The organism is Herbaspirillum sp. SJZ099, assembly GCF_007828355.1.
In the GTDB taxonomy this organism is placed as follows: Bacteria; Pseudomonadota; Gammaproteobacteria; order Burkholderiales; family Burkholderiaceae_D; genus Herbaspirillum.
This window is the reverse complement of record NZ_VIUO01000001.1, coordinates 787,676-812,452: the sequence shown is the minus strand read 5'-3', so window position 1 is coordinate 812,452 and position 24,777 is coordinate 787,676. Positions and strand designations below refer to the sequence as shown.

At 63.5% G+C, this 24,777-nt stretch carries 14 protein-coding genes, 3 tRNA genes and 1 pseudogene; 14 read left to right on the top strand and 4 right to left on the bottom strand.

Annotation, left to right across the window (positions count from 1 at the left end):
* Nucleotides 1-17 precede the first annotated feature (17 nt).
* Both FB597_RS03495 and FB597_RS03490 read right to left on the bottom strand, forming a co-directional pair.
* Nucleotides 18-5,858, bottom strand: a pseudogene (locus tag FB597_RS03495) (ESPR-type extended signal peptide-containing protein); the annotation flags it as partial.
* 367 nt (nt 5,859-6,225) lie between these two features.
* A complete protein-coding gene (locus tag FB597_RS03490; protein WP_144768060.1) occupies nt 6,226-6,939 on the bottom strand; it encodes a response regulator transcription factor in 714 nt (237 codons plus the stop codon).
* A 134-nt stretch (nt 6,940-7,073) separates the two neighbouring features.
* Here FB597_RS03490 and FB597_RS03485 point away from each other — a divergent pair, with 134 nt between their 5' ends.
* The 3 genes from FB597_RS03485 to FB597_RS03475 all read left to right on the top strand — a co-directional run bounded on the left by FB597_RS03485 (nt 7,074) and on the right by FB597_RS03475 (nt 10,027).
* Nucleotides 7,074-9,227 (top strand): sensor histidine kinase, encoded by a 2,154-nt coding sequence (locus tag FB597_RS03485; protein ID WP_144768058.1) that lies wholly within the window; start codon nt 7,074-7,076, stop codon nt 9,225-9,227.
* A gap of 167 nt (nt 9,228-9,394) precedes the next feature.
* Nucleotides 9,395-9,484, top strand: a tRNA-Ser gene (locus FB597_RS03480).
* Nucleotides 9,485-9,700: 216 nt separating this feature from the next.
* The gene (locus tag FB597_RS03475) at nt 9,701-10,027 is read left to right on the top strand and encodes a helix-turn-helix domain-containing protein (protein ID WP_144768056.1); all 327 of its coding nucleotides are present in this window, start codon (nt 9,701-9,703) and stop codon (nt 10,025-10,027) included.
* A gap of 88 nt (nt 10,028-10,115) precedes the next feature.
* Here the strand turns inward: FB597_RS03475 and FB597_RS03470 are convergent, their stop codons facing one another.
* Together FB597_RS03470 and FB597_RS03465 are read right to left on the bottom strand one after the other, a co-directional pair.
* Nucleotides 10,116-10,778, bottom strand: coding sequence for a dihydrofolate reductase family protein (locus FB597_RS03470; protein WP_144768054.1), 663 nt, complete (start codon nt 10,776-10,778; stop codon nt 10,116-10,118).
* 124 nt (nt 10,779-10,902) lie between these two features.
* Nucleotides 10,903-11,322: an SgcJ/EcaC family oxidoreductase gene (locus FB597_RS03465; protein ID WP_370454640.1), complete on the bottom strand. Its 420-nt coding sequence runs from the start codon at nt 11,320-11,322 to the stop codon at nt 10,903-10,905.
* A 119-nt stretch (nt 11,323-11,441) separates the two neighbouring features.
* Between FB597_RS03465 and FB597_RS20415 the strand changes: the two genes are divergently transcribed.
* The 11 genes from FB597_RS20415 to FB597_RS03410 all read left to right on the top strand — a co-directional run bounded on the left by FB597_RS20415 (nt 11,442) and on the right by FB597_RS03410 (nt 24,732).
* Complete coding sequence (locus FB597_RS20415; protein WP_255517062.1) at nt 11,442-11,816, top strand: hypothetical protein; 375 nt, start codon at nt 11,442-11,444, stop codon at nt 11,814-11,816.
* A gap of 359 nt (nt 11,817-12,175) precedes the next feature.
* Complete coding sequence (locus FB597_RS03455; protein WP_141916356.1) at nt 12,176-12,667, top strand: MgtC/SapB family protein; 492 nt, start codon at nt 12,176-12,178, stop codon at nt 12,665-12,667.
* Nucleotides 12,668-12,701: 34 nt separating this feature from the next.
* Complete coding sequence (locus tag FB597_RS03450; protein ID WP_141916354.1) at nt 12,702-13,019, top strand: YnfA family protein; 318 nt, start codon at nt 12,702-12,704, stop codon at nt 13,017-13,019.
* A 343-nt stretch (nt 13,020-13,362) separates the two neighbouring features.
* A complete protein-coding gene (locus tag FB597_RS03445) occupies nt 13,363-14,670 on the top strand; it encodes an MFS transporter (RefSeq protein ID WP_141916352.1) in 1,308 nt (435 codons plus the stop codon).
* 19 nt (nt 14,671-14,689) lie between these two features.
* Nucleotides 14,690-17,263 carry a nitrite reductase large subunit NirB gene (gene nirB / locus FB597_RS03440; RefSeq protein ID WP_144768391.1) on the top strand — a complete coding sequence of 858 codons (2,574 nt, stop codon included), beginning with the start codon at nt 14,690-14,692 and terminating at the stop codon, nt 17,261-17,263.
* Between the two features lie 169 nt (nt 17,264-17,432).
* Nucleotides 17,433-17,795 (top strand): nitrite reductase small subunit NirD, encoded by a 363-nt coding sequence (gene nirD, locus FB597_RS03435; RefSeq protein WP_141916350.1) that lies wholly within the window; start codon nt 17,433-17,435, stop codon nt 17,793-17,795.
* Nucleotide 17,796: 1 nt separating this feature from the next.
* Nucleotides 17,797-19,035 carry an NAD(P)/FAD-dependent oxidoreductase gene (locus FB597_RS03430; protein ID WP_144768050.1) on the top strand — a complete coding sequence of 413 codons (1,239 nt, stop codon included), beginning with the start codon at nt 17,797-17,799 and terminating at the stop codon, nt 19,033-19,035.
* A gap of 18 nt (nt 19,036-19,053) precedes the next feature.
* Nucleotides 19,054-21,819, top strand: a complete 2,766-nt coding sequence (locus tag FB597_RS03425; protein ID WP_144768048.1) for a nitrate reductase — start codon at nt 19,054-19,056, stop codon at nt 21,817-21,819.
* A 72-nt stretch (nt 21,820-21,891) separates the two neighbouring features.
* A tRNA-Pro gene (locus FB597_RS03420) sits at nt 21,892-21,968 on the top strand.
* Nucleotides 21,969-22,074: 106 nt separating this feature from the next.
* A tRNA-Arg gene (locus FB597_RS03415) sits at nt 22,075-22,151 on the top strand.
* A 253-nt stretch (nt 22,152-22,404) separates the two neighbouring features.
* Entirely contained in the window at nt 22,405-24,732 is a 2,328-nt protein-coding gene (locus FB597_RS03410) for an autotransporter outer membrane beta-barrel domain-containing protein (protein WP_144768046.1), read from the top strand.
* Nucleotides 24,733-24,777 lie beyond the last annotated feature (45 nt).

Genomic DNA, 24,777 nt, shown 5'->3' with positions numbered 1-24,777 from the left:
GCCCCGGTACCTGTTGCCGTGTTCGGATCGCCGATGGCTACCGCGCCATTGCCGCTAGCCGTATTGCCGACGCCGATCGACACCGCCTGGCCACCGGTGGCGGTTGCATTTTGACCGATCGCCACCGCGCCGTCCGCTAACGCCTGCGCTTGCTTGCCTGCCGCAAAACTGGCGACGCCGCTGGCTACCGACAATGGGCCGATGGCAATGCTGTCCGTGCCGCTTGCCGTGCTATCGGCCAATATTGAATTGGCATGGAAATATTTTGTCACGCCGGCCGCCACGCCGCCGATGGTGCGGTTGCCGACATTGACTTCGCCCACCGAGGTCTGGGGCGCCGCCAATGCATAGGCGGCGTAATTGGTCTGCGCGCCGACTGCCGTTTGCGAACCCGCGCCCAGCGCAATGCTGTTGTCATGGCTTGCCTTGGCGCCGGAACCCAGCGCCAGGCTGCCGGCGCCGCTCACGTTGGCGCCGGAACCCAGGGCGACCGACTGGTTGCCGCTGGCCGTCGTGCCGTTGCCCAGCGCCAGCGCATCGGCGGCGCCGGCGGTGGCGGTCTGGCCGAGGGCCACGCCGCCCGGCGCACCCGCCTGCACTGTCGCGCCGTTACCGATGCCCACGCCGTTATTGCCGTTGACCACCGTGTTCGGACCGACCGCAATCGAGTCGGCGCCCATCGGCAGGGAATCAGCCCCGGTGGAGTTGGCGTGGAAATATTTGGTGGTGGTGGTCGCAAACGCCGTCAGCGCCCCGGTCAACTGCCGCAAGGTCACGGCGTCTTGCGGTTGGGTACCGTCGGCCACGTTGGTGATCTGGCGATAGGCGGTGGACGAACCTACCGACACCGCCCCCAGCAAGTTCTGGTCCGAGGTATTGAACGGCACCGCGCCGGTCGCCACCGTGCCCGAACCTTGCGTAATCGGGCGATCGGACACCGAACCCGAACCCAGCGCCACACCGCCGTTGATCGATACCTTGGCGGTATCGCCCAGGGCGATGCTGCCGGGATTCGACGCCTGCGAGCTGTAGCCCAATGCCAGCGAGCCCTGTCCGGTGGCCGTATTGTTGTTGCCCAGCGCCAGCGCGCCGACGCCGTTGGCGGTATTGTTCTGGCCCATTGCCACGGCGCCGTTACCGGTGGCGCTGTTGGGGTCGCCGATGGCGACGGCGCCGTCGCCGTTGGCGGTATTGCCCACGCCGATCGACACCGACTTGCCGCCGGTGGCCGTGGCATTCTGGCCAATGGCCACCGCGCCGCCGGTCACCGCATTGGCAGCGTCGCCGATGGCCACCGAAGAGGCCCCGCTGGCCGTAGCCGCATTGCCGCCGGCGAAGGACTTGCCACCGGTAGCCTGGGCGCCGGAGCCGACCGCCGTATCGTCGGTCGCTGTGCCGGAGCCGGAGACGCCGGCCACCGCGTTATAGCCCAGTGCGGTATCCCCGGCGTTATAGGCGATGGCGCTATTGCCGCCGGCCAGCGAATTGTCGCCCACCGCTTGCGTATTGGCGCCCAGCGCCGACGCATTGCTGCCGGACGCGGTCGAATTGGCGCCGATGGCGGCGGCGAAGACGCCGGAAGACACCGACGAGGCGCCGATGGCGATGGTATCGGTGCTGGATGCCGCCGCCGCATTGCCGAGCGCCACCGACGACACGCCCGAGGCCAGCGCCGCAAAGCCGCCGGCAAACGCGCTGCCGCCGGTCGCTTTGGCGGTCGCGCCGATGGCGGTATCGTTGGTGCCCGGGCCGGCGGAGATGCCGGCCACCGAATTGAAGCCCAGGGCCACGTCGCCGCTGTTATAGGCAATCGCACCGGCGGCGCCGGCAAAGGCATTGTTGGCCAGCGCCTGCGTGCTGGCGCCGATGGCCGTGGCCGACAAGGCCGAGGCAGTCGCGCTGCCGCCCAGCGCGGTCGTATTGTTGGCGCTGGCCTTGGCGCTCACGCCGACCGCAATCGACGAGGTGCCGCTGGAGAGCGAATTGGCGCCTTCCGCAATCGCGCCCTGGCCGCTGGCCTTGGCATTGAGGCCCAGTGCAACCGTATTGACATTGGTAGCTTGGGAAGTATCGCCCAGGGCCACCGACGAGGCGCCGGATGCGGTCGCCGCATTGCCGCCGGCAAAGGCATTGCCGCCGGTGGCCGTGGTGCCGCTGCCGACCGCGGTATCGGTGGTCACGCTGCCGCCGGAGACGCCGGCCACCGCATTGCGGCCCAGTGCCACGTCGCCCAGGTTGAAGGTCCTGGCCGCATTGCCGGCCGCCAGCGAATTTTGCCCGGCAGCCGCCGCCGACAAGCCGAAGGCCGCCGCGCCAATGCCGGAGGCCGCGCTGGAAGCGCCGATCGCCACCGCATTGGTGTTGGAGGCATTGGCGCTGTCGCCCAGCGCGGTCGAGGAAGCCCCGGAAGCCAGCGCGCCGACGCCGCCGGCGAAGGAGCGGCTGCCGCTGGCCTGCGCACTGGCGCCGGCGGCGAATGAATTGCCGCCGGTGGCCTTGGCCGAAGCGCCGATCGCGGTATCGTTGGTGACCGCGCCGGCGGCAACGCCGGCGACCGCATTCTGGCCGATCGAAATATCGCCGGCGTTATAGCTGGTTGCCGTATCGCCAAACGCCACCGACGACGCCCCCGCGGCCTTGGACGCATTGCCGGCCGCAAAGGAATTGCCGCCGCTGGCCTGGGCCGTCTTGCCGACCGCGACATCGTTGGCCGAGGAGGCAGCGGCGCTGACGCCGATCGCAATCGCGTCGGCGCCGGTCGCGCCCGAGTTGGCCTTGGTATTGCTGCCGGCGCCGGTGGTGGTGGAATTGGCATTGAAGTAATTGACGGTCGACGCCGCCGCCGCCGAAACCTGCTGCGCCACCGCATACAACTGGCTGCCGTTGATGGCATCGGTGCTGGTGGCGCTGACCAGGCCGGTCGCCACGTTCTGGATCCGGCGTACGCCGCCGCCGTCCGAACCGACGCTGACCACGCCGACCGGCGCGGCTTGCCCGCCGCCATAGCTATAAGTGACGCCGCCGATGGTGCTGCTGGCATAAGCCGCGCCGCCGGTGGTATTGGCGGTAGCCCCGCCGGTGGTGGTCGAATTGTTGCCCAGCGCCAGCGAATTGGCCAGGCTGGCCGTGGCATTCTGGCCCAGCGCAATCGCGCCGGATCCGTTGGCGGTGGCAGTATTGCCCAGCGCAATCGACGACGCGCCGGATGCCGCCGCCGACAGGCCGGCCGCAAACGTATTGCCGCCCGTGGCTTTCGCACCGTTGCCCAGCGCGATGTCGTTGATGATGGTGGTCGGCGAACCGGATACCCCGGCCACGGCGCCATTGCCGATCGCCACGCTCTGGTCGCCGTAGGCGGTGGCCGACTTGCCGTAGGCCGAAGCGCTGGCGCCGGAAGCCGCCGCCAGCGGACCGGAGGCAATCGCATCCGTGCCGGTGGCCGCAGAGTCGCCCAGGGTCGAATTGGCGTGGAAATACTTGATGCCCGCGCCGCCCGTGGCAATGTTGTTGATGGCGGTATTGGTCGCAAACAGTTGCGAGCCGTTGACCGCATCGGTGCTGGTGTTGCTGAGGCGGCCGGCCGCGACATTGGTGATGGTGCGCTCGGCGCCGCCGGCGCCGACGCTGACCGTGCTGGCCGGCGTGGCGCCGGCAAAGCCGTAGTTGACGCCGCCGATGGTGGCGCCGGCAGTGCCGACCGCAGTCGTTGTCACGCTGCCCGCGCCCAGCGCCACATCGTTGGCATTGGCGGCACTCGCGTTGGAACCCAGCGCCAGGCTGCCGGCCGCCTGCGCCTGCGAGGCATTGCCCAAAGCGACCGAGCCCTGGCCGGTAGCCGTGTTGGTATTGCCGAGCGCGACAGCGCCCTGGCCGTTGGCGGTGTTATCGGCGCCCATCGCCACCGCGCCGGTACCGGTCGCATTGTTGGGGTCGCCGATGGCGACCGCGCCATTGCCGCTGGCGGTATTGCCAACGCCGATCGATACCGCTTTGCCGCCGGTGGCGGTGGCGGTATTGCCAATGGCCACGGCGCCCGCCGAATTGGCGACGGCGGTATTGCCGATCGCGACCGAATTGCCGCCGGTCGCCTTGGCCGTATTGCCGATGGCGACATCGTTGACGATCGCCGTCGATCCGCTCACGCCGGCGACGGCAGAGGTACCAAAGGCGATCGAATTCGGACCGAAGGCGCGGGTGTTCGTCGTGGTGTCTTGGGCATAGCCGCCAGCCGGACTGGAGCCGAGTGCCAACGCGCCGGCACCCGATGCACTTGCCGAATTGCCAATGGCGACGCCGCCCACTCCCGTAGCGGTCGCTACGTTCCCCATGGTGACAGAAAAATCACCTGAGGCCACGCCCATACGTCCGACGGAGATCGCAGCATTGCCCGCAGCATAAGCGGCAGGCCCCACCGCCGTCGTCATCACACCGGTAGCGTTAGCGCTTGGACCAAGAGCGAGTGCGGCCGATGCGGAGGCGACGCTGCTGGATCCGATGGCAGTTGCCCCGGCACCGGTCGCCTGAGCCCCATTTCCCTGCGCCATGCTGTAATAACTGAGCTGAGTGCCTCCACCGGAAGCATTACTGGTGGGGTAGCCAAGTCCGTCGCTGCGGCTCTGCGCAAAACTCGTCCCCCCTCCCGAGGCCTTTGTATTGTTACCTATAGCAACGGAATTGCCGCCGGTAGCCTGGGCCGTATTGCCGATGGCGACATCGTTGGTAATCGTCGTTGCTGATCCCGAGACACCGGCCACGGCACTCTTGCCGATGGCAATGCCTTGATCGCCATAAGCGGTCGCATTACCGCCCGCAAACGCATAAACGCCTGATGCAGTAGCTGCATAACCCAAAGCAGATGCCCCTGCCCCCGATGCGACAGTATTATTGCCAACCGCCACGCCGGCGCCACCTGAGACAATTGCATTGGCGCCGAGAGCCACGGCTTGCCCGGTGGAAGCCTTCGCGCCATTACCGACCGCGATGGAATTGCCGCTCGTCGCCTGCGCGCCACTACCGGCCGCGAAGGAATTGCCGCCCGTCGCCTGCGCGTTATTACCGATGGCGACATCGTTGACGACGCTACCCGACCCCGAAACGCCCGCGACAGAAGCCGCACCGATCGCAATGGAGGACTGGTTATAGGCAACCGCCCTGCCCAGCGCAACCGAATCAGTTCCCAGCGACTGGGCGCCAAGGCCATTGGCGCCGCCACTACCGCCGCCGCCGGCAAAAGAGTAGTTGCCGCTCGCCTTTGTGTCGTTGCCAAGGGCCGTGGCTCCGGTACCGGCAGCTTGGGCGCCCGTACCCAGCGCAGAGGAAACCTGCGCTGAGGCGCTCGAGTTAAAGCCAACCGCCACTGCGTTGCCAGCCGTTGTTGTTGCACCGTAGCCGATCGCCGTACTGTTGCTGCCGCTCGCCTTGGCCGTACTGCCGATCGCTATGGCATTAAGAGCGGTTGACCTGGCGCCATTGCCCACTGCGAGGGAATCTGATCCTGTGCAGGATGCAACCGCACTAAATGTTCCTGAACCGCCAATCGCAACGCACTGACCTCCAGTGGTGGCACTACCTATCGCAAAACCGGTATTGTTTCCGCTGTTGGAGGCCTGCGCATAAACCAGCGTGGGATTGAACAGCGTCAGCGACAGGGCAATCGGCGACACCGACAAGGCCACTGCGCGCGTTACCCACTGCCATGCTTCGATATCGTCGGCCGTGACAACCGTCGAGACACCCGTTGATGCGCCAACATCGCAGCGCCCTGCGCTATTGCGCTTGCCCTTGGCCGATGTCAGTTCGGATACGACTACCCAGGTACCGGAGACATGGCTCCAGATGGTGTGGAATGCGCGATTCATTGTCACCCCTTGTCAATTCGCGGGCGCGAGTTATCCCCTATCGGTCAGGACTGGCCTCCGATACCTTTCAACTCGCCTCGTTTTTTTCGATCAGAACTACGTTGTTCTTGGTTTATGGCGCATCTGACTTATTAGTGAACATCTTTCCCCCTCGCCTTCCTCCCCCGAAGTGATGCCGGATGCACATCGGGCTCGGCGCCCGCGTCCGACTGGCGTTGTGGCATCGGTTCCGGCGCCGCAGCAACTGTGCTGCGGGCCGGCGATGCGGCATTTTTCTGGCACGCCTAGCTTTTCTTGTCATGCGTTGCCAGAAATCCACCTCCCCCCCTCCAAAAACACCTGCAAAGCCTTTCCTCCAACACTCCTTTCATTCCGCGATCTGGACGAAATCGATCGCGTTGGTGTGCGTACAGATATATCCTTCGCTATAAATATTGCGGATGCCGATCGGCACGCCTGGCAAGGCGCGCAACTTCTGGCGAATCCGGTACACCAGGGCATCGACGCGATGTGTATCGAGCCGATCGCTCAATACCCCCAGCGTTTGCAGCAAACGGGTATTGCTGATCGGGAAATGCGGGCTTTCCAGCAAGGCCGAAAAGATCCGGCTTTCGCGATCGGTGAATGTAAGGGTGATGCCTTCCGGGCCGGTCAGGTTGCCGGTCTTGCGGTCGAATTTCCAGCTGGCCTTGACCGGCGCGGCGGTTGTTCCGTGCCCGGTCCTCAAGCGGCGCGACAACGCGGTCAAGGTGGCCGACAATTCGGGCAACTTGAGCGGTTTGGTGAGGTAATAGTCGGCGCCGTTTCCCAGGCTGCGCACCCGATCCTGCAATTGAATACGGCCGGTGACGACGACGATGCCCATCGCCGGGAACCGCTGGCGCAGGTCGGCCAATTCGGGCAATGCATTGCCATCAGGCAATGTTGGATCAAGGATCAGAATATTCGGCATCTGCTCCTGCAAAGCATCCTTCATCTCCCGCAGTGTCCCCCCTGCACGCACGGACAAACCGTGACCGGAAAGATGCTCGATCATCATATCGCGCCAATCTAAGTGGTCTTCGATAACAAGAATGTTCACGTCAAACCTTCTGTTCGGTTTATGGGAAAGAAATAGTTCGATTCCTTGCTAAAAATCCGGCCTGGGCCGATTTAAGAAAGAGGTGGTAAAGTGCCCCGCCATTCTCACCAAACAAAAAACTAGAAACTTTACCAATGTATATTTTCTATTTATTACAAGAATTTTTTTCTATTTATACAGAAAAAAAAATCCTGAAAATTTACAAAAATTCACAAATACAAAATTCATGTAAAGACGTGCCAAAAAAACTATTTCTGTTGTTGTTTTTTTCTTTTCTCCCCTTTTGTCTTCCGACCGCAATCGCCGCCCCCGCCCTTAACGAAGATATCCAGCAAATCGACCTGACGCGGATGATGTCGGTATTCGATCCGGCTGGCCGGACGCTGTCTCCGGAAGATCTGGACGCGCCCGCCTATCGCGATCAATTCAAACCCCTGTCGGCAGACCTGGCGGCCGGTTTCGGCGGTCCGCTATGGTTGCGCATCGATTTGACGGTAGCGCATGGCGGCGGCGGGCAATGGTGGCTGGAGTTTGGCCCCCCCTATGTGAATTCGGTCCGGCTTTACAGCAAAGACAAGAATGGTTCCTACTCCTATAAAGAAGCCGGCAGCCAGGTCGCCCCCGCCATGCGCGACCTGGCCTACCGTAATCCGGCGTTCTTCCTCGACCTTGAGGAGCGGCAAGAGCCTCAGCACCTGTATGTATTGCTCCAGACCAAAACCACCCGCGCCCTGTTCGCCACCTTGTGGCGGCCGCCGGCGTTTGCGACATCCAAACTCTGGGAGGGCCTGCTGTTCGGCATTTTCTTCGGCGGCCTGATTATCACCGCCCTGTCCAATGCCATCTTCGGCCTGTATCTCAACACCCGCCTTTATCTGGTGTACGCAGCTTACGTGTTCGGCTCGGCGCTGACGCAATCCCTTAGCATGGGCTTTGCCGCGACATGGCTGCCGCTGTCTCTTTTTCATCCGCTGCTGGGAATCGGCATGGCCTCAGGCATCGGCTTTGGCGCCGAAATGCTGCGCGTGGCGCGCGCGGACCAGCATTACCCGCGCTTGTTCCGTGATTACGTCAACATCTCCTGGATCCTGGCCATCGGCGCCTCGTTCATCGCCGTGAGCGGCGCGTTCCAGATCGCCTCGCCGCTGATCCAGGCCACCTACTTTGCGCAGGTTGTCTTCACCTGCATCATCAGCTACAAGCTGCTCAGAAAAGGCGAAGCCGCCGCGTATTATTATCTCGGCGCGTTCCTGGTCCAGATCCTCAGCGCGCCGGTGTTTATCGCCCACAATGCCGGCCTGATCGAAGGCAACAGCATATCGCGCAACATCTTGCCGTTCTCCACCTATTTGCACATCATCCTGATGAATCTGGCGGTCATCCGTCAAGTCAAAACGATGCGCGAAGAACGCAAGCGCGCGCAAGACGACCTGGTCAGGCATCTGCGGCATTCGGAACACAGCCTGGAAATCAAGGTCGCGCAGCGCACACGGGCATTGGAAAGCGAGATTTCCCGGCGCCGCATCATCGAGCAAGAGCTTTCGGTGGCGCACGACAAACTGACGGAAGCCCTGAAAACCGAAAGGGAAGCCTGGGAAAGCCAGCGGCAGTTTTTCCTGACCGTCTCCCACGATTTCGGCGCGCCGCTGGGCATCCTGGAAGCCGGGCTGCATGCCCCGGGACCGGCGCATCCGCGACGCCAGCAACAAATGCAACGCGCCGTGGCCGAGTTGATCGACATCGTCGAGCAATGCCTGGTGATCGAACGTTTCGAATCGTCCGGTGCCTTTTTCCCGAAGCCGGCAATCCCCTTGCAGGACATCATCGACTATGCGGCCAAGCGCACCCAGCGCCTGGCAGCGGAGCATTCGCTCCTGATCCAGCCCGCCGCCCCTGGCCTGCATGTCGCCGGCGATGAGTTATGGCTGCAGATGATGCTGGCCAATGTGATGACCAATGCCGTCGTCCATACCGCCCCGGGAACCCAGGTCAGCCTGGTCGCGGCCCAGCGGCTGGAATGGATAGATATCGTCGTGCGAGACAACGGAGAAGGCATGCCGGAAGACGAACTGGCGCAACTGTTCACCCGCTTCCGGCGCGGACGCCACGCCAAGGCCAAGGCCAAGGGCAGCGGTCTTGGCCTGTACCTGGTGCGGCAGATTGCGCAACGCCACGGCGGCGTGGTGGAAGTGGCCAACATTGTTCCGCATGGCCTGGAAATCAGGATATCCCTGCCGCGGGCCGATGCTTCCCGCATCCCGGATGCGGCAAATGGCGCCGCGGCTTAGACTCCCCGGACAAGCGGCCAGCCCGGCCGCCATCGTCAACGGTCATGCGGCCGGCTCCCGGCGAAAACGCGAACAGGCTGCAGCCCCCGGAAAGGTTTTGGCGCGGCGCAAGTGATGTATAATGCGCCCCTCGCGATGCCTGCCCCACAGCAGGCATCCGCAGCCAAGGAGGTTTGGGTGAGTGGTTTAAACCAGCAGTCTTGAAAACTGCCGACGGGGTGACCCGTCCGTGAGTTCGAATCTCACAGCCTCCGCCAGGACACTATATAGAACGGGCCTCACGGGCCCGTTCTTCATTTCTGCCCACAAATTCCCCCACAAAAAAACGTGATGAGATGACGCCTTGACATCTGGCAGGTATTCTTGCGCCCAGGCAAATATCGATTGAGGGGCCGATGTACCGTCAATTCAAGAAATTCTTACAGGAGAAAATCGCCGACTTTCTCAGGAAATTCAGGAAGTGAGGAAACGCGATGAACGCATCTACTAACGTCCAAATGATCAATGGGCCAGACGGTAAGCCGGCCTTCGTTGTGCTGCCATACGATGAGTATGTGCGGCTCTATCAAAAAGAGAAGAATCTCATTCCAAATGAAGTTATTGGCGCCACCGTCGAGGGCGCCACACCTCTGCGCGCCTGGCGCGAACATCTCAAACTGACCCAGGCTGAAGTTGCGCAACGCCTCGGCATCTCTCAACCTGCCTATGCCAAGCAAGAGAACAGCGAGACTCTTCGGCCGGCAACGATCGCCAAGATCGCGGCAGCACTTGGCATTACTAGCGAACAACTGGACTTCTGAGAACTTGCCATGACAAAAAATTGATCTGCATCGGCGAAATCGGATCAAACATAGAGTGAGCTTTTCGGCCTTCGCCTTCAACGCATGATCAGCCGTCCCCGCGCGCTTGTCGCCGCAGGACGACATGGGTGGCCTTCTCCGACGCCACGCATTCCACGCATTCGTATCCCAGGGCCGGCAAGTCAATCCCTTCGAACAGCGGCTCGCCCCGGCCGAGCAAGACCGGCGAGATCGCAATATGCAGTTCATCAATGAGGCCTTCGCGCAGATACTGCCGGATCGTGTGTGCCCCGCCGCCAATCCGCACGTCCATGCCGGCCGCCGCCGCGCACGCACGATCGAGCGCCTCGCGAATGCCTCCGGTGATGAAGTGGAACGTCGTGCCGCCCGCCATCTCGATGGAAGGACGAGCGTAATGGGTCAAGATGAAGACCGGGACGTGATACGGTGGATTGTCTCCCCACCAGCCTTTCCAGTTCGTGCCCTGCCAGTCTCCACGATTGGGACTGAACATGTTGCGCCCCAGGATCCAGGCGCCGACATTGTGAAAGCCTCGGGCCGCGAAATCATCGTCAACCCCGGCGGTACCTCCGTCCTTGCCGAACAAGGCCTGCTGGAACGTGCGTGTCGGAATGAGCCACTGGTGCAGTTCCGTCGCGCCAACGCCGAGCGGATTGTTAATGTCTTGATCCGGACCTGCGCCGTATCCGTCGAGCGAAACGCTGAAGCCCTCAACGCGAACTCGTGTCATCGTTGCCTCCGTTCAGACGCTTAACCATCTTGATGGGAAAAAGTTTCTATCCAGCTGGCTCGCCGCTCCGCCTGGCAACAGACCGATGAGCCGCATCGAAAAAGATCCGGCGCCGGACATGCAATTACGGCGATGGCGGCAATACCGAGGAGTGATGGCTGGTAATCAGCCATTGCCGGCCGTCCCAGCGATAGGTATAGGTATAGCGCGCATGCACGTCGACCGACCTGGCTTTGAGCGCGAACGTATAGAGGCCGGCATCCACCGCAGTATTGCAACCGATATAGATGCGGCGCATGTCGATTGCGCCGACCGGTTTATTCTGCAGGAAGTGTTCGAAGTAATCGATGCGCTCGGCCGTTGTCAGTCTCGGCTTGCTCGATACCGTCGGCAGCAGGATGGCGTCCTCCGCATAGTTGGCTGCCACCGCTTTAGGGTCGTTGGTTTGCAGCGAAGCGTTCCAGCGGTCAAACAAGGCCGCGATTTCCCGCTCGTCCGTCTTGTGGCAAGCCGCCTCGCCAACAGGCTGCTCCGCGCCGCGCATTGATGCACATCCCGACAAGAGCAGCAGCGCCGCCCCTGACACGCAAAAAAACTTGTTCATTTCCCCTCCAGGCAAGCCAATGGGTTGTTGGAATTTTCTTTGGCACATACGTCCCCCGCATGAGGGCATCGGCCAATTATGCCATTGCGGGGATGCCTCCCAATGCCCAAAAAATACGACTTCCCCTGCCAGATCAAGGGAGCAGCATCCCAAATTGGCACATATTTGCCGCTTGGAAACAAAAAGAGTATTCTTCCCCGAAAGCAATAAAAACGATAACGGAGATAACGATGCGTCAGTTCTTGATTGTGGCCGCCTGTGCAGCGGCAATCAGCGGTTGCGGCAGGTCGCCGGCGGAGCAATTGGCCTATGACCATGCCGAAGCGCAATACCAGATCAATCGCGAAAACTCCGCCCGCTACCGGCAATCGGTCGAGGATGCGGCCAATGAAGAGGTCAAGCCCAGGGAGGCCTCCCCGCGCCCAAAAAGCTGAACCGATCGCTGAACCGGCAAAGGAAAACGCCGCTACGAAGTCATTCGTAGCGGCGTTTTCCATGGCGCCACCGCAATATCCGCTTGGCGTTCTTCCTGGCCGGCGCCAGCACCTTCAGGACATCGGTGCGGCGCCGTACGCCGCTGTCGAGAGGATGCCTTGATCACCAGCGGCCTCAACTCCCATTGGGCCCAGTCGCGGAGAAAAATCCGGGGCAAGGTCAAAAAAGACACTAAAATCTGAACGCCCGACAATCGCCAGGAACGGCCGGGGCGTGCCTGGCCAATCCATGACATGCATGCACGCATGCATACAAACAGCGACGCAACTTATTTAGCAGACATCCACAGGCCGATACCATGAGCGACCACTTCGAGATTTTCCTGCGCCTGCTCATCGCCATGCTGATCGGCTGCGCCATCGGCATCGACCGCAACCTGCGCGGCAAGCCCACCGGCATGAAGACGCTTGGCCTGGTGGCGCTGGGCTCGGCGCTGGCGACCATGGCCAGCATGAACTTCGCGCTCACGGCCGACGGCTACAGCCACGATGCGGTCAGCCGCGCCATCCAGGGCGTGATCACCGGCATCGGCTTTCTCGGCGCCGGCGTGATCATCCATGAACAGGCGTCCGAGAAAGTGCGCGGCCTGACCACGGCGGCTTCGATCTGGGTCACGGCGGCGGTGGGCATCGTGTGCGGCATCGGTTGGTGGAAAGTGGCGCTGATGGCCACCGTGCTGGTGCTGCTGCTGTTTACCGTCGGACGCCGAATCGAGAATGTCCTCCACCGCCGCTGGATGAAAAAAGCCGACCACGAGCGCGCCGCCATCGCCGCGCGCGAAGAAGATTGATGGCGCCCCGGCCGGATACGGGAAAACGACCGCAATGAAAACCCTGTTTCTATACCTCTGCACCGCCCTGGCCGAAATCGTCGGCTGCTACCTCCCTTACCTGTGGCTCAAGCAAGACCGCTCCGCCTGGCTGCTGCTGCCGGCCGCCGCCAGCCTGGCCTTGTTCGCCTGGCTGCTGACCTTGCACGATGCGGCCTCGGGACGCGTGTATGCCGCCTATGGCGGCATGTACATCGCGGCAGCGATCGCCTGGCTGTGGCTGGTGGACGGCATCCGCCCATCGGCCTGGGACGCGGCCGGCGTCGCCGTGGCGCTGGCAGGGATGGGGATCATCGCCTTTCAGCCGCGCTAAACGCCTGCCTCCCGCCCAAAACGATTCAATGCACCGCACCATTTGCGCGCAGCATGCACTGCAATACATCACGCGATGATATATATCCGTCCCCGCCGGTGTTTCCGCGCGCCGTCCCGCCCTCCTCTCCCTGCTCTGTAAAACCCCATCCGGCGGCGTTTTCCGGCCGATTGATGGCGCTGGCACGGGCTTTGCATTAACCCGTTCAGGATCAAAGGCGATCCCACCAATTTCTGATGCTGGTCTAACGATGGATCCGCAGCGCACAAGGACAATGGCGTCCGCTTGACCCGAGGCAATGCCCGGGCTTGAGCGGGCGCCATTTTGCTTTTAGGGATCAAACATGAGCAAAGCAAACCGTATCGCGTTGTTTTCGCTGGGCACGCCCCAGATGCGCGCCTTCCATCTGACCTGGATGGCTTTCTTCGTCTGCTTTTTCGCCTGGTTCGCCTGCGCGCCACTGATGCCGTTGATCAAGGGCGAGTTCCACCTCAGCGCCGGCCAGATCGCCAACATCAACATCGCCGCCGTGGCCGTGACCATCCTGGTGCGCCTGGTGATCGGCCCGATGTGCGACCGCTTCGGGCCGCGCAAGGCCTACACCGGGCTGTTGCTGGCGGGCGCGGTGCCGGTCATCGGCGTGGCCTTCGCGCAGAGCTATGAGAGTTTCCTGTTCTTCCGCCTGCTGATCGGCGCGGTGGGCGCCAGTTTCGTGATCACGCAGTACCACACCTCGGTGATGTTCGCCCCCAATGTGGTGGGCACCGCCAACGCGGCCACCGCCGGCTGGGGCAATGCCGGCGGCGGCGTGGCGCAGGCCGTGATGCCGCTGCTGGTGGCGGCGCTGCTGATGCTGGGCGTGTCGCACGGCTGGGGCTGGCGCGTGGCGCTGCTGGTGCCGGGCCTGCTCATGCTGATCATGGCCGCGCTCTACTGGCGCTACACCCAGGATTGCCCGGAAGGCAATTTCGATGCATTGCGCGCCGCCGGCGTGAATATCGAAAGCGGCAAAAAAGGCGGCTGGGCCAGCTTCCGCACCGCCGCCGGCAACTACCGCGTGTGGATGCTGTTCGTCACCTACGGCGCCTGCTTCGGCGTGGAGATCTTCATCCACAACATCGCCGCCATCTATTACGTCGAGCATTTCCAGCTGTCGTTCGAGGCCGCAGGCATGGCCGCCGCCAGCTTCGGCCTGCTGGCGCTGTTCGCCCGCGCGCTGGGCGGCTTTATCTCCGACAAGGTGGCGCTGGCTGGCGGCCTGAACCGCCGCGCCACGCTGCTGTTCGCGATGATGCTGGGCGAAGGCCTGGGCCTGCTGTGGTTCGCCCATGCCGGCAGCGTGGCCGGCGCGGTAGTGGCCATGCTGTGCTTCGGCCTGTTCACCCACATGGCCTGCGGCGCCACCTACGCGCTGGTGCCCTTCATCGACCGCCGCGCCCTGGGCGGCGTGGCCGGCATCATCGGCGCCGGCGGCAACGTCGGGGCGGTGGCGGCCGGCTTCCTGATGAAAGGCATCGGCAATACGCAACAGACGCTGTCGATGCTGGGCGTGCTGGTCGCCATTTCGGCGCTGTGCGCGGTGGCGGTGCGCTTCACGGCATCGGACAAGAACGACGAACCGGTACTGGTCGACAACAAGGCTGCAGCCTGAGGAGCAACCCAACATGAGCATGAACATCATCGTCATCGGCCACGGCATGGTCGGCCACAAGTTCCTGGAATGCCTGGCCGAGAGCGGCGCGCCCGGCCTCAAGGTCACCATCCTGTGCGAAGAGCCGCGCCCGGCCTACGACCGCGTGCACCTGTCCGAATTCTTCGCCGGCAAGAGCGCCGACGACCTGTCGCTGGTGGCGCCGGGCTTCTTCGACGCCGGCAAGAGCCCGGTGCAGTTCGACCTCAGGCTCAACGCCAAGGCCCAGCGCATCGACTGCGTGGCCAGGACAGTGCTGGTCAATATCGGCGGCGTGGAACAGACACTGGCCTACGACAAGCTGATCCTGGCGACGGGCTCCTACCCTTTTGTGCCGACGGTGGCCGGTAACCAGCGCCGCGATTGCTTCGTCTACCGCACCATCGAAGACCTGGAAGCGATGCTCGAATGCGGCAGGCGCTCCACCAGCGGCGTGGTCATCGGCGGCGGCCTGCTGGGTCTGGAATGCGCCAAGGCGCTGCGCGACATGGAACTTCAAACGCATGTGGTGGAGTTCGCGCCGCGCCTGATGGCGGTGCAGGTCGACGACAGCGGCGGCCGCATCCTGCGCCGCAAGATCGAAGAGCTGGGCGTGACCGCGCATACGCAAAAGAACACCGTGGAGATCGTGGACGGCAAGAACCACACCCACCGTATGAATTTCGAAGACGGCTCGCACCTGGAAACCGACATGATCGTGTTCTCCGCCGGCATCCGCCCGCGCGACGAACTGGCGCGCGAAGCCGGCCTGAAAGTGGGCGACCGCGGCGGCATCGCGATCGACAACAGCTGCCTGACTTCCGATCCGAGCGTCTACGCCATCGGCGAATGCGCGCTGTGGAACGGCCGCATCTTCGGCCTGGTGGCGCCCGGCTACGACATGGCCCGCACCGCCGCCAAGCACCTGCTGTCGCACATGGATGAAGCGGTCGAAGTACCGGCCTTCAACGGCGCCGACATGAGCACCAAACTGAAGCTGATGGGCGTGGACGTGGCCAGCATCGGCGACGCCCACGGCAAGGAGGCCGGCAGCCGCTCCTTCCAGTTCACCGACGAGCGCCGCCAGATCTACAAGAAGATCGTGATCTCCGAATCCGGCAAGCACCTGCTGGGCGCGGTGATGGTGGGCGACGCCGCCGAGTACGGCACGCTGCTGCAGATGATGTTGAACAAGATCGAGCTGCCGGAGTCGCCGGAGTTCCTGATCCTGCCGCAATCCGACGGCACGGCCAAACCGGGCCTGGGCGTGGATGCGCTGCCCGAGTCGGCGCAGATCTGCTCCTGCAACAACGTCTCCAAGGGCCAGTTGTGCGCGGCAGTCGCCGCGGGCGCCGTCACCATCGGCGAACTGAAGGCCTGCACCAAGGCCGGCGCCACCTGCGGCGGCTGCGTGCCGCTGGTGACGCAGGTGATGAAGGCCGAGATGAAAAAGCAGGGCCTGGCCGTCAACAACCATGTCTGCGAACACTTCCCCTACTCGCGCCAGGAGATCTACCACCTGGTGCGCGTGGGCCAGATCCGGAGCTTCGACGCCCTGCTGGAAAAACACGGCAAGGGCCTCGGTTGCGACATCTGCAAGCCGCTTGCCGCCAGCGTGCTGGCATCGGTCTGGAACGAGTTCGTGCTGAAGAAGGAACATGCCAGCCTGCAGGACTCCAACGACTACTTCCTCGGCAACATCCAGAAGGACGGCACCTACTCGGTGGTGCCGCGCATGGCCGGCGGCGAAGTGACGCCCGACGGCCTGATCGCGGTCGGCCAGATCGCCAAGAAGTATGGCCTGTACACCAAGATCACCGGCGGCCAGCGGGTCGACCTGTTCGGCGCGCGCGTGGACCAGTTGCCCGACATCTGGGAAGAGCTGATCGCCGCCGGCTTCGAGACCGGCCATGCCTACGGCAAGTCGCTGCGCACGGTGAAGTCCTGCGTCGGTTCGACCTGGTGCCGCTATGGCGTGGGCGACAGCGTCGGCTTCGCGGTGCGCCTGGAAAACCGCTACAAGGGCCTGCGTTCTCCGCACAAGATCAAGTTCGGCGTCTCCGGCTGCACCCGCGAATGCGCCGAGGCGCAGGGCAAGGACGTGGGCATCATCGCCACCGAAAAAGGCTGGAACCTGTACGTATGCGGCAACGGCGGCATGAAGCCGCGCCACGCCGAACTGATCGCCTCCGACCTCGATGAGGAAACCCTGGTGCGCTACGTCGATCGCTTCCTGATGTTCTACGTGCGCACCGCGGACCGCCTGCAACGCACCAGCACCTGGCGCGAGAACCTGGAAGGCGGCATCGATTACGTCAAGAGCGTGGTCATCGACGACAAGCTGGGCATCGCCGCAGAACTGGAAGCCGAGATGCAGCACGTGGTCGACACCTACGAATGCGAATGGAAAAAGGCCGTGACGGATCCGGAAACCCGCAAGCGTTTCCGCCACTTCGTCAACAGCAAAGCGGCCGACGGCAACATCCGGTTCGTCGAGGAACGCGGCCAGATCCGCCCGGCCACGATGGCGGAAAAGAAGCTGCTGGAGATTCCGGTGGTGGCGGAAATTGCCTGATCTGATGAAACGGTAACCACGCCTTCGATACAGCCTGTCCTGAGCTTGTCGAAGGACGGCTGCGCCGCTACTCAGTCCGAACGGTTTTCCGTGCATTGAGATCCGTTCGGGCTGAGTAGCCGCAACGCGGCGTATCGAAGACGCACCAACGCCAACAAGGAGCAAGAAAATGCACAGCGACCAACAAATCAAGCACTGGATCCCGGTCTGCGACCTCGCGGACATCGTGCCCAACACCGGCGTGTGCGCCCTCATCGACGGCGAGCAGGTGGCAGTATTCCACGTGATCGACACCAGCGGCGGCGGCAAGGAAGCGCGCGTGTTCGCCATCGGCAACTACGACCCGAACGCGGAGGCGTCGGTGCTTTCGCGCGGCCTGGTGGGCAACCTGGGGGAGCGCATCGTGGTGGCCTCGCCGATCTACAAGCAGCACTTCGACCTGCAGACCGGCGAGTGCCTGGAAGAGCCTGCCAATTCTGTCACCGCATGGCCGGCCCGCATCGAGGCCGGCCGCGTCTGGATCGGCGCCTGACATGGAGACCCCGGCCAACAAGGATGGCAAGCCGGCGCTGGTCGTCATCGGCAATGGCATGGCCGGCATGCGCACGGTCGAGGAGTTGCTCAAGCTGGCGCCGGAACTGTACGACATCACCGTGTTCGGCGCCGAGCCGCACGGCAACTACAACCGCATCATGCTCTCGCCGGTGCTGGCCGGCGACAAGAGCATCGACGACATCATGCTCAACACGCGCGAGTGGTATGCGCAGAACGGCATCACGCTGCACGCCGGCGACCCGGTCGAACACATCGACCGCCGCCGCCGCGTGGTGCGCGCCAAGAGTGGCATCGAGGTGCAGTACGACCGGCTGCTGCTAGCCACCGGCTCCACCCCGTTCATCATCCCGGTGCCGGGCCATGAACTGCCGGGCGTGATCGCCTTCCGCGACATCCAGGATGTCGACGCCATGCTGGCGGCGGCGCGCAAGCATCGCCACGCGGTGGTGATCGGCGGCGGGCTGCTGGGGCTGGAGGCCGCCAACGGCCTGATGCGCCAGGGCATGGAGGTGACCGTAGTGCACGTCACCGACACGCTGATGAACCAGCAACTGGACAAGCCGGCCGCCGAGCTGCTGAAGAAGGCGCTGGAGGCCCGGGGCCTGCGCTTCCTGCTCAATGCCGACACCGCCGGGATCGTCGGCCCGGATCGCGTGAGCGCGGTGCGCTTCAAGGACGGCAGCGAGATCCCGGCCGACCTGGTGGTGATGACCGCCGGCGTGCGCCCCAATATCGCGCTGGCCAAAACGGCCGGCCTGCATTGCGAGCGCGCCATCATCGTCGACGACACGCTGCAGACCTACGATCCGCGCATCTACGCCGTGGGCGAGTGCGTGCAGCATCGCCGTGCCACCTTCGGCCTGGTGGCGCCGATCTGGGATCAGGCGCGCGTGGCCGGCGCGCACCTGGCCGGCGCAGGCCATCGCCGTTACGTGCAGCAAGCCACCGCCACCAAGCTCAAGGTGACCGGCGTGGATCTCTATTCGGCAGGCGACTTCATCGGCGCCGACGATACCGAAGACCTAGTGCTGCGCGACCCGCGGCGCGGCGTCTACAAGCGCCTGGTGCTGCGCGGCAACCGGCTGGTGGGCGCGGTGCTGTACGGCGACGTCAAGGACGGCCCGTGGTATTTCGACCTGATCCAGAGCGGGCGCGACATTTCCGCCTTCCGGCGCGAGCTGCCGTTCGGGCAAGCGATGTGCCAGAAGGCTGCCTAGTTTCAAAGGAACCCATACGTGAACCTGTCCCAAACCCCGATCGCCATCGCCGTCTCCACCGTCCAGACCACCTGCCCCTATTGCGGCGTGGGCTGCGGCGTCTCGGCCTCGATGCAGCAGGACGGGAGCATCGGCGTCAAGGGCGACGAGCTGCATCCGGCCAATAAGGGACGCCTGTGCGTGAAGGGTTCGGCGCTGGGCGAGACGCTCGACCTCGGCGGCCGCCTGCTCCATCCCAAGATGCGCGACGGCAACGGCGCCATGCAGCGCGTCTCCTGGGAGGCGGCGCTGGACAGCGTGGCCGGCAAGCTGTCGTCCATCGTCGCCGAGCACGGCCCGGATGCGGTGGCGCTGTATGTCTCCGGCCAACTGCTGACCGAGGACTACTACATCGCCAACAAGCTGATGAAGGGCTACATCGGCAGCGCCAACATCGACACCAATTCGCGCCTGTGCATGTCGTCGGCGGTAGCCGGCCACAAGCGCGCCTTCGGCGAAGACCTGGTGCCGCTGGCCTATGAAGACCTGGAACTGGCCGACCTAGTGGTGCTGGTCGGCTCCAACGCGGCGTGGTGCCACCCGATCCTGTTCCAGCGCATCGCCCGGATCAAGGAAACCCGGCCGCACGCCAGGCTGGTGGTAATCGACCCGCGCCGCACCGCCACTTGCGAGCTGGCCGACCTGCACCTGCCGGTCAAGGCCGGCACCGACGTCTGGCTGTTCAACGGCCTGCTGAGCTACCTGGCGCATCGCGGCGCGCGCAACAACGCCTTTATCGAAGCCCACACCAACGGCTTCAACGAGGCGCTGGCGGTAGCCGACGCCGACTGCGCCGATCCCGCCACCGTGGCGCGCATCTGCAAGGTCGACCTGAAAGACCTGCTGGCCTTCTACGAAGCCTTCGCCGCGACCGAGAAAGTTGTCACCGGTTTCTCGATGGGCGTAAACCAATCCTCGGCCGGCACCGACAAGGTCAACAGCATCATCAACTGCCACCTGATCACCGGCCGCATCGGCCGACCGGGCATGGGGCCGTTTTCGATCACCGGCCAGCCCAACGCGATGGGCGGGCGCGAAGTCGGCGGCCTGGCCAACATGCTGGCCGCGCACATGGACCTGGACAACGCCGTGCACCGCGAGATCGTGCAGGGTTTCTGGGCTTCGCCGCGCATCGCCGACCAGCCGGGCTACAAGGCGGTCGACCTGTTCCGCGCGATCGAGGACGGGCGCGTGAAGGCGGTCTGGGTGATGGCCACCAATCCGATGGTCAGCCTGCCGGACGCCGACCTGGTCCAACGCGCGCTGGAGAAATGCGAACTGGTGGTGTCTTCCGACATCATCGAAAAGACCGATACCAACGCCTTCGCCCATGTGCTGCTACCGGCGCTGGGCTGGGGCGAGAAGGATGGCACGGTCACCAATTCGGAGCGCCGCATCTCGCGCCAGCGCGGCTTCCTCTCGGCGCCGGGCGAGGCGCGGGCGGACTGGGAGATCATCTGCGACGTGGCCCGGCGCATGGGCTTCGAGGGCTTCGACTTCGACGGTCCGCATGCCATCTTCGACGAACACGCGCGCCTGTCGGCGCACCGCAACGGCGAGCCCGAGACGGCTGTCGGCGGCGTCGCCAAGTGCCGCCGCGTATTCAACCTGGCGGGCCTGGCCGGTCTCGACAAGCCGCAGTACGACGCCCTGCAACCGATCCAGTGGCCGGTGCAGCGCCTGTCCGACGGCAGCGTGGCCGGCGCCGCGCGCGTGCTGGAAGACCTGCGCTTCACGCATCCCGACGGCCGCGCGCGCTTCGTGGCGACCGCCCCGCGCCAGCCGGCCCACCAGACCTGCGATGCGTTCCCGCTGGTGCTCAACACCGGCCGCGTGCGCGACCACTGGCACACCATGACGCGCACCGGCAAGTCGGCCACGCTGGCCAACCACATCCCGGAATCCTTCATCGACATCCATCCGCAGGATGCGCTGCTGTACGGCGTGCGCGAAGGCGGACTGGCGCGCATTTCCAGCCGCTGGGGCGCGATGGTGGCGCGCGTGCAGCACGGCGGCGGCATCCCGCGCGGCAGCGTGTTCGTGCCGATCCACTGGAACAACCAGTCGGCCTCGGATGCGCGCGTGGGCGCGCTGGTCAACCCTGTGGTCGACCCGGTCTCGGGCGAGCCGGAGTTCAAGCACACGCCGGTGGCGATCGAGGAGTTCCGCGTCTCATGGCATGGCTTCATCCTGACCCGGCACGACCTGGCGCTGGACGACATCACGCACTGGACGCGCGTGCAGGGCCGCGACTTCACGCGCTTCGAGCTGGCCGGTCGCAACAACATCGCGGACCATGCGGCATGGGCGCGCAAGCTGCTGGGCGTGGACGATCCCGAAGCCGACTGGCTGGAATACGAAGACCGGACCGACGGCACCTACCGCGCGGTGCACGTGGTGGACGACCGCATCGACATGTGCCTTTTCATGTCGCCCCGCCCCGACCTGCCCTCGCGCTCATGGCTGGCCGGCCTGTTCGCCAAAGAACGGCTGGCAGAAGCCGACCGCGTCGGCCTGCTGGTGGGGCAACCGATCGAAAAAGGCGCCGACGCCGGGCCGACGGTATGCTCCTGCTTCGGCGTGGGCCGCAACACGATCTGCGACGCCATCCGCGGCAAGGGCCTGAAAGAAGTGGGAGAAGTCACGGCTTGCCTGAAGGCCGGCGGCAACTGCGGCTCATGCGTGCCGGAGATCAAGAAATTGCTGGTTGAGATCAGGGTCGCAGATGCGGCCGAGGCAGCCTGAACGCCTCGCCGCAAACATTTCCGCCAAGGCAAGTTGACCTGGATGGGAAGATGCTGCTATTATCTCGCTTCTCGGAGTGTAGCGCAGCCCGGTAGCGCACCTGGTTTGGGACCAGGGGGTCCAAGGTTCGAATCCTTGTACTCCGACCACTCATCAAAACGGGCTGTCTTGCGACAGCCCGTTTTCTTTTCCGCAATCGTTTCGACCTGCTTTCCGGCCTCATCGGAAACGTGACTGCAGAAACGGCTTGCATCTCTGCCCTTAGCTCAACCGGATAGAGCAACGGCCTTCTAAGCCGTAGGTTAGGGGTTCGATTCCCTTAGGGCAGGCCAGCTTTCCAGTATTTCCCCAGCGTTTTCCCGCATTTTCCCCGCTTTTTTCCATTTAGGATTCACTATTTGGAGAATGCCGTTTTGGCAATGCCTTCGCGCTCCTGGAGTAGCAGGCATTCACGGTGCCAAGCACCATTTAGTACCAGTCCTATGATTCGCCACCGAGCATTGGTACTGCTCCCATATTCCGCTGTCGCGAACTTTGAAATGATTGCCGCTCGCCATCAGGCAAATCATTTCAAGGTAGTGAACCGTGAATATTTTTCAGAAGAAATTGCTGACCGTCGCCGTCTTATCCACTTTCGGCGGCTTGCCCTCGGTCGGTTCGGCCGCATCGGCAGAAGCCGGGGCCGACAATCGCCTGCGCATCGAGGACGACCAATACGGCACCACCGCCAGCGGCGTTCAGGCAGATCTGGCCGACACCACCATCGCCACTACCGGCAACGGCGCGTACGGCATCTACGAGAGCGGCGGCGCGACAGTCAACGCCACGCGCGTCGCCATCAGTACTTCCGGCATCAGCGCAACCGGCGTTTATACGCAAAATACCGGCAGCAACGTGAATCTGATCGATAGCCATGTCTCTACCTCAGGAACTTATGCAGTCGGCGTCCAGGCAGACACCTATGCCGGCATGAGCATACAGAACAGCCTGATCGAGACCAGCGGCAACTTCAGTAGTGGCGCCGTAGTTACTACCAATCATGCGAATATCACGGTGAACCAGTCCGATATCCGCTCCAGCGGCAACAGGAGCTACGGACTGGCCGCCCTGTACGACAGCGTTATCAGCGCCAGCAACAGCACGGTACTGACCACCGGCGCCAACAGCAATGGGCTGTACCTCTTTAACGGCAAGATCAATCTGCAGAACACGCAGGTGCGTACCGAAGGCGCCAACGCGATTGGAGCAGGTTTGACGGGAGCCAGCACGCTCAACATCGATGGCGGCTCGCTGGTGAGCGCACAAGGCAATGCGATCGAAGTCTATGGCCTGACAGGCGCGGGAGGCGCCGCGGGCGCTGCCATCGCGCTGAAGAACGGCGCGCAAGTCATCGGCGGCAGCGGTACTTTGCTGCTGGTCGGCAATGATGTGGCGCCCATCAACCTGAGCATGGATGGCGGCGTGTACGCGGAAGGCGATATCGTCTCCAAGGCCGACACTTTTTCTGCGGTGACCAATGTTTCATTGAGCAACGCCTCGCATTGGCAAGGCGCGACGGATGGCGCCGTGAAGCAATTGTCGATGTCCGGCGGCAGCCGGTGGACGATGACCAAAGACTCGACGGTAGGCGCGCTGGACATCAACGACAGCGTGGTCGGCTTCAAATCGGACGGCGGCTTCAAGACGCTGACCGTCAGCGGCGATCTGAGCGGAAACGGCACCTTCGAAATGAACAGCGATGTCGCAGCCCTGCAAGGCGACTTGCTGAAAGTGGAAGGCACGGCCAGCGGTTCGCATCAGATCCTGATGCACAACAGCGGCGCCGAACCAAGTGCCGCGGGCCAGCATCTGATGGTGGTCCAGACCGAAGGCGGCGACGCCAGGTTCAACCTGTCCAATACCGGTGGCGTGGTCGATGTCGGCACGTACCAGTATTCGCTGGAAAGCGGCGATCAGGTCGGCGGACGCGGCACCGACCAGTATCTGGTCAACACCGGACGCATCTCCACCGCCGCCGACGCCGGGATCAATACGGCGCCGACCAGCCAGCTGACCTGGTTCACGGAAATGAATTCGCTGGTCAAACGTCTGGGCGAACTGCGTCTGGGCAAAGATGAAGGCGGGGTATGGGCCCGTACGTTTGCCAAGCAACAAAACGTCGACAACAAGGTCGGCAGCGCTTTCGACCAGCGTCTGTACGGCACGCAGTTCGGCGCCGATACCAGCTTCAGGCAAGACAACGGCCGCTGGTATGTGGGCGGCATGGCGGGCCTGTCTACCGGCAACCGGCATCTCTCCGGAAGCAGCACCGGCGAGACCGACAGCTACCACGTCGGCGCGTATGCGACCTGGATCGGCAATGACGGGATTTACGTGGATATGCTGGGCAAGCTGAATCTGTTCAAGAACAGCTTCGACACCCTCAGCACCGACGGCAGCCATGTCACCGGCAGCTACAGCACGCCGGGTATTGGCATGTCGGTCGAACTCGGCCGCCATATCGAACTGGACAAGGGCTGGTTCGTGGAACCGCAGATGCAGTTGACCACCTTGTGGATCAAGGGCAAGGATTATTCCGCCAGCAATGGCCTGCAATTCGAAGTCGATCATTCGCAATCGATCCAGACCCGTTTCGGCGCGGTCGTCGGCAAGAAGATAAAGACCGCCAGCGGCCATCTGGTCCAGCCGTATGTGAAGCTGTCCGGCGTCCATGAATTCGACGGCGTCGATCAGGTCCGCAGCAACGGCCATGCTTTCCGTTCCGACCTGGGCGGTTCGCGCGTTGAAGGCGGCTTCGGCGTAGCCGCGGAGTTGGGTCGGAACAGCCGCCTGTATGTCGACCTGGAAACCGCAAAGGGGCCGAAAGTATCCGAGCCGTGGGGCATCAACTTCGGATATCGCTACGCCTGGTAAGCCTTCTCCAAGCGTTTGCGCCACAGCCGGAAGCCGTCCACGTGT

Coding starts and splice junctions, on each gene's coding strand:
- FB597_RS03430 (WP_144768050.1), top strand. CDS start 17,797: ATGGAGACCCCGGCCAACAAGGATGGCAAGCCGGCGCTGGTCGTCATC.
- FB597_RS03465 (WP_370454640.1), bottom strand. CDS start 11,322: ATGCGCGGCGCGGAGCAGCCTGTTGGCGAGGCGGCTTGCCACAAGACG.
- nirD (WP_141916350.1), top strand. CDS start 17,433: ATGCACAGCGACCAACAAATCAAGCACTGGATCCCGGTCTGCGACCTC.
- FB597_RS03475 (WP_144768056.1), top strand. CDS start 9,701: ATGAACGCATCTACTAACGTCCAAATGATCAATGGGCCAGACGGTAAG.
- FB597_RS03470 (WP_144768054.1), bottom strand. CDS start 10,778: ATGACACGAGTTCGCGTTGAGGGCTTCAGCGTTTCGCTCGACGGATAC.
- FB597_RS03450 (WP_141916354.1), top strand. CDS start 12,702: ATGAAAACCCTGTTTCTATACCTCTGCACCGCCCTGGCCGAAATCGTC.
- FB597_RS03485 (WP_144768058.1), top strand. CDS start 7,074: ATGTATATTTTCTATTTATTACAAGAATTTTTTTCTATTTATACAGAA.
- FB597_RS03455 (WP_141916356.1), top strand. CDS start 12,176: ATGAGCGACCACTTCGAGATTTTCCTGCGCCTGCTCATCGCCATGCTG.
- FB597_RS03445 (WP_141916352.1), top strand. CDS start 13,363: ATGAGCAAAGCAAACCGTATCGCGTTGTTTTCGCTGGGCACGCCCCAG.
- nirB (WP_144768391.1), top strand. CDS start 14,690: ATGAACATCATCGTCATCGGCCACGGCATGGTCGGCCACAAGTTCCTG.
- FB597_RS20415 (WP_255517062.1), top strand. CDS start 11,442: ATGAGGGCATCGGCCAATTATGCCATTGCGGGGATGCCTCCCAATGCC.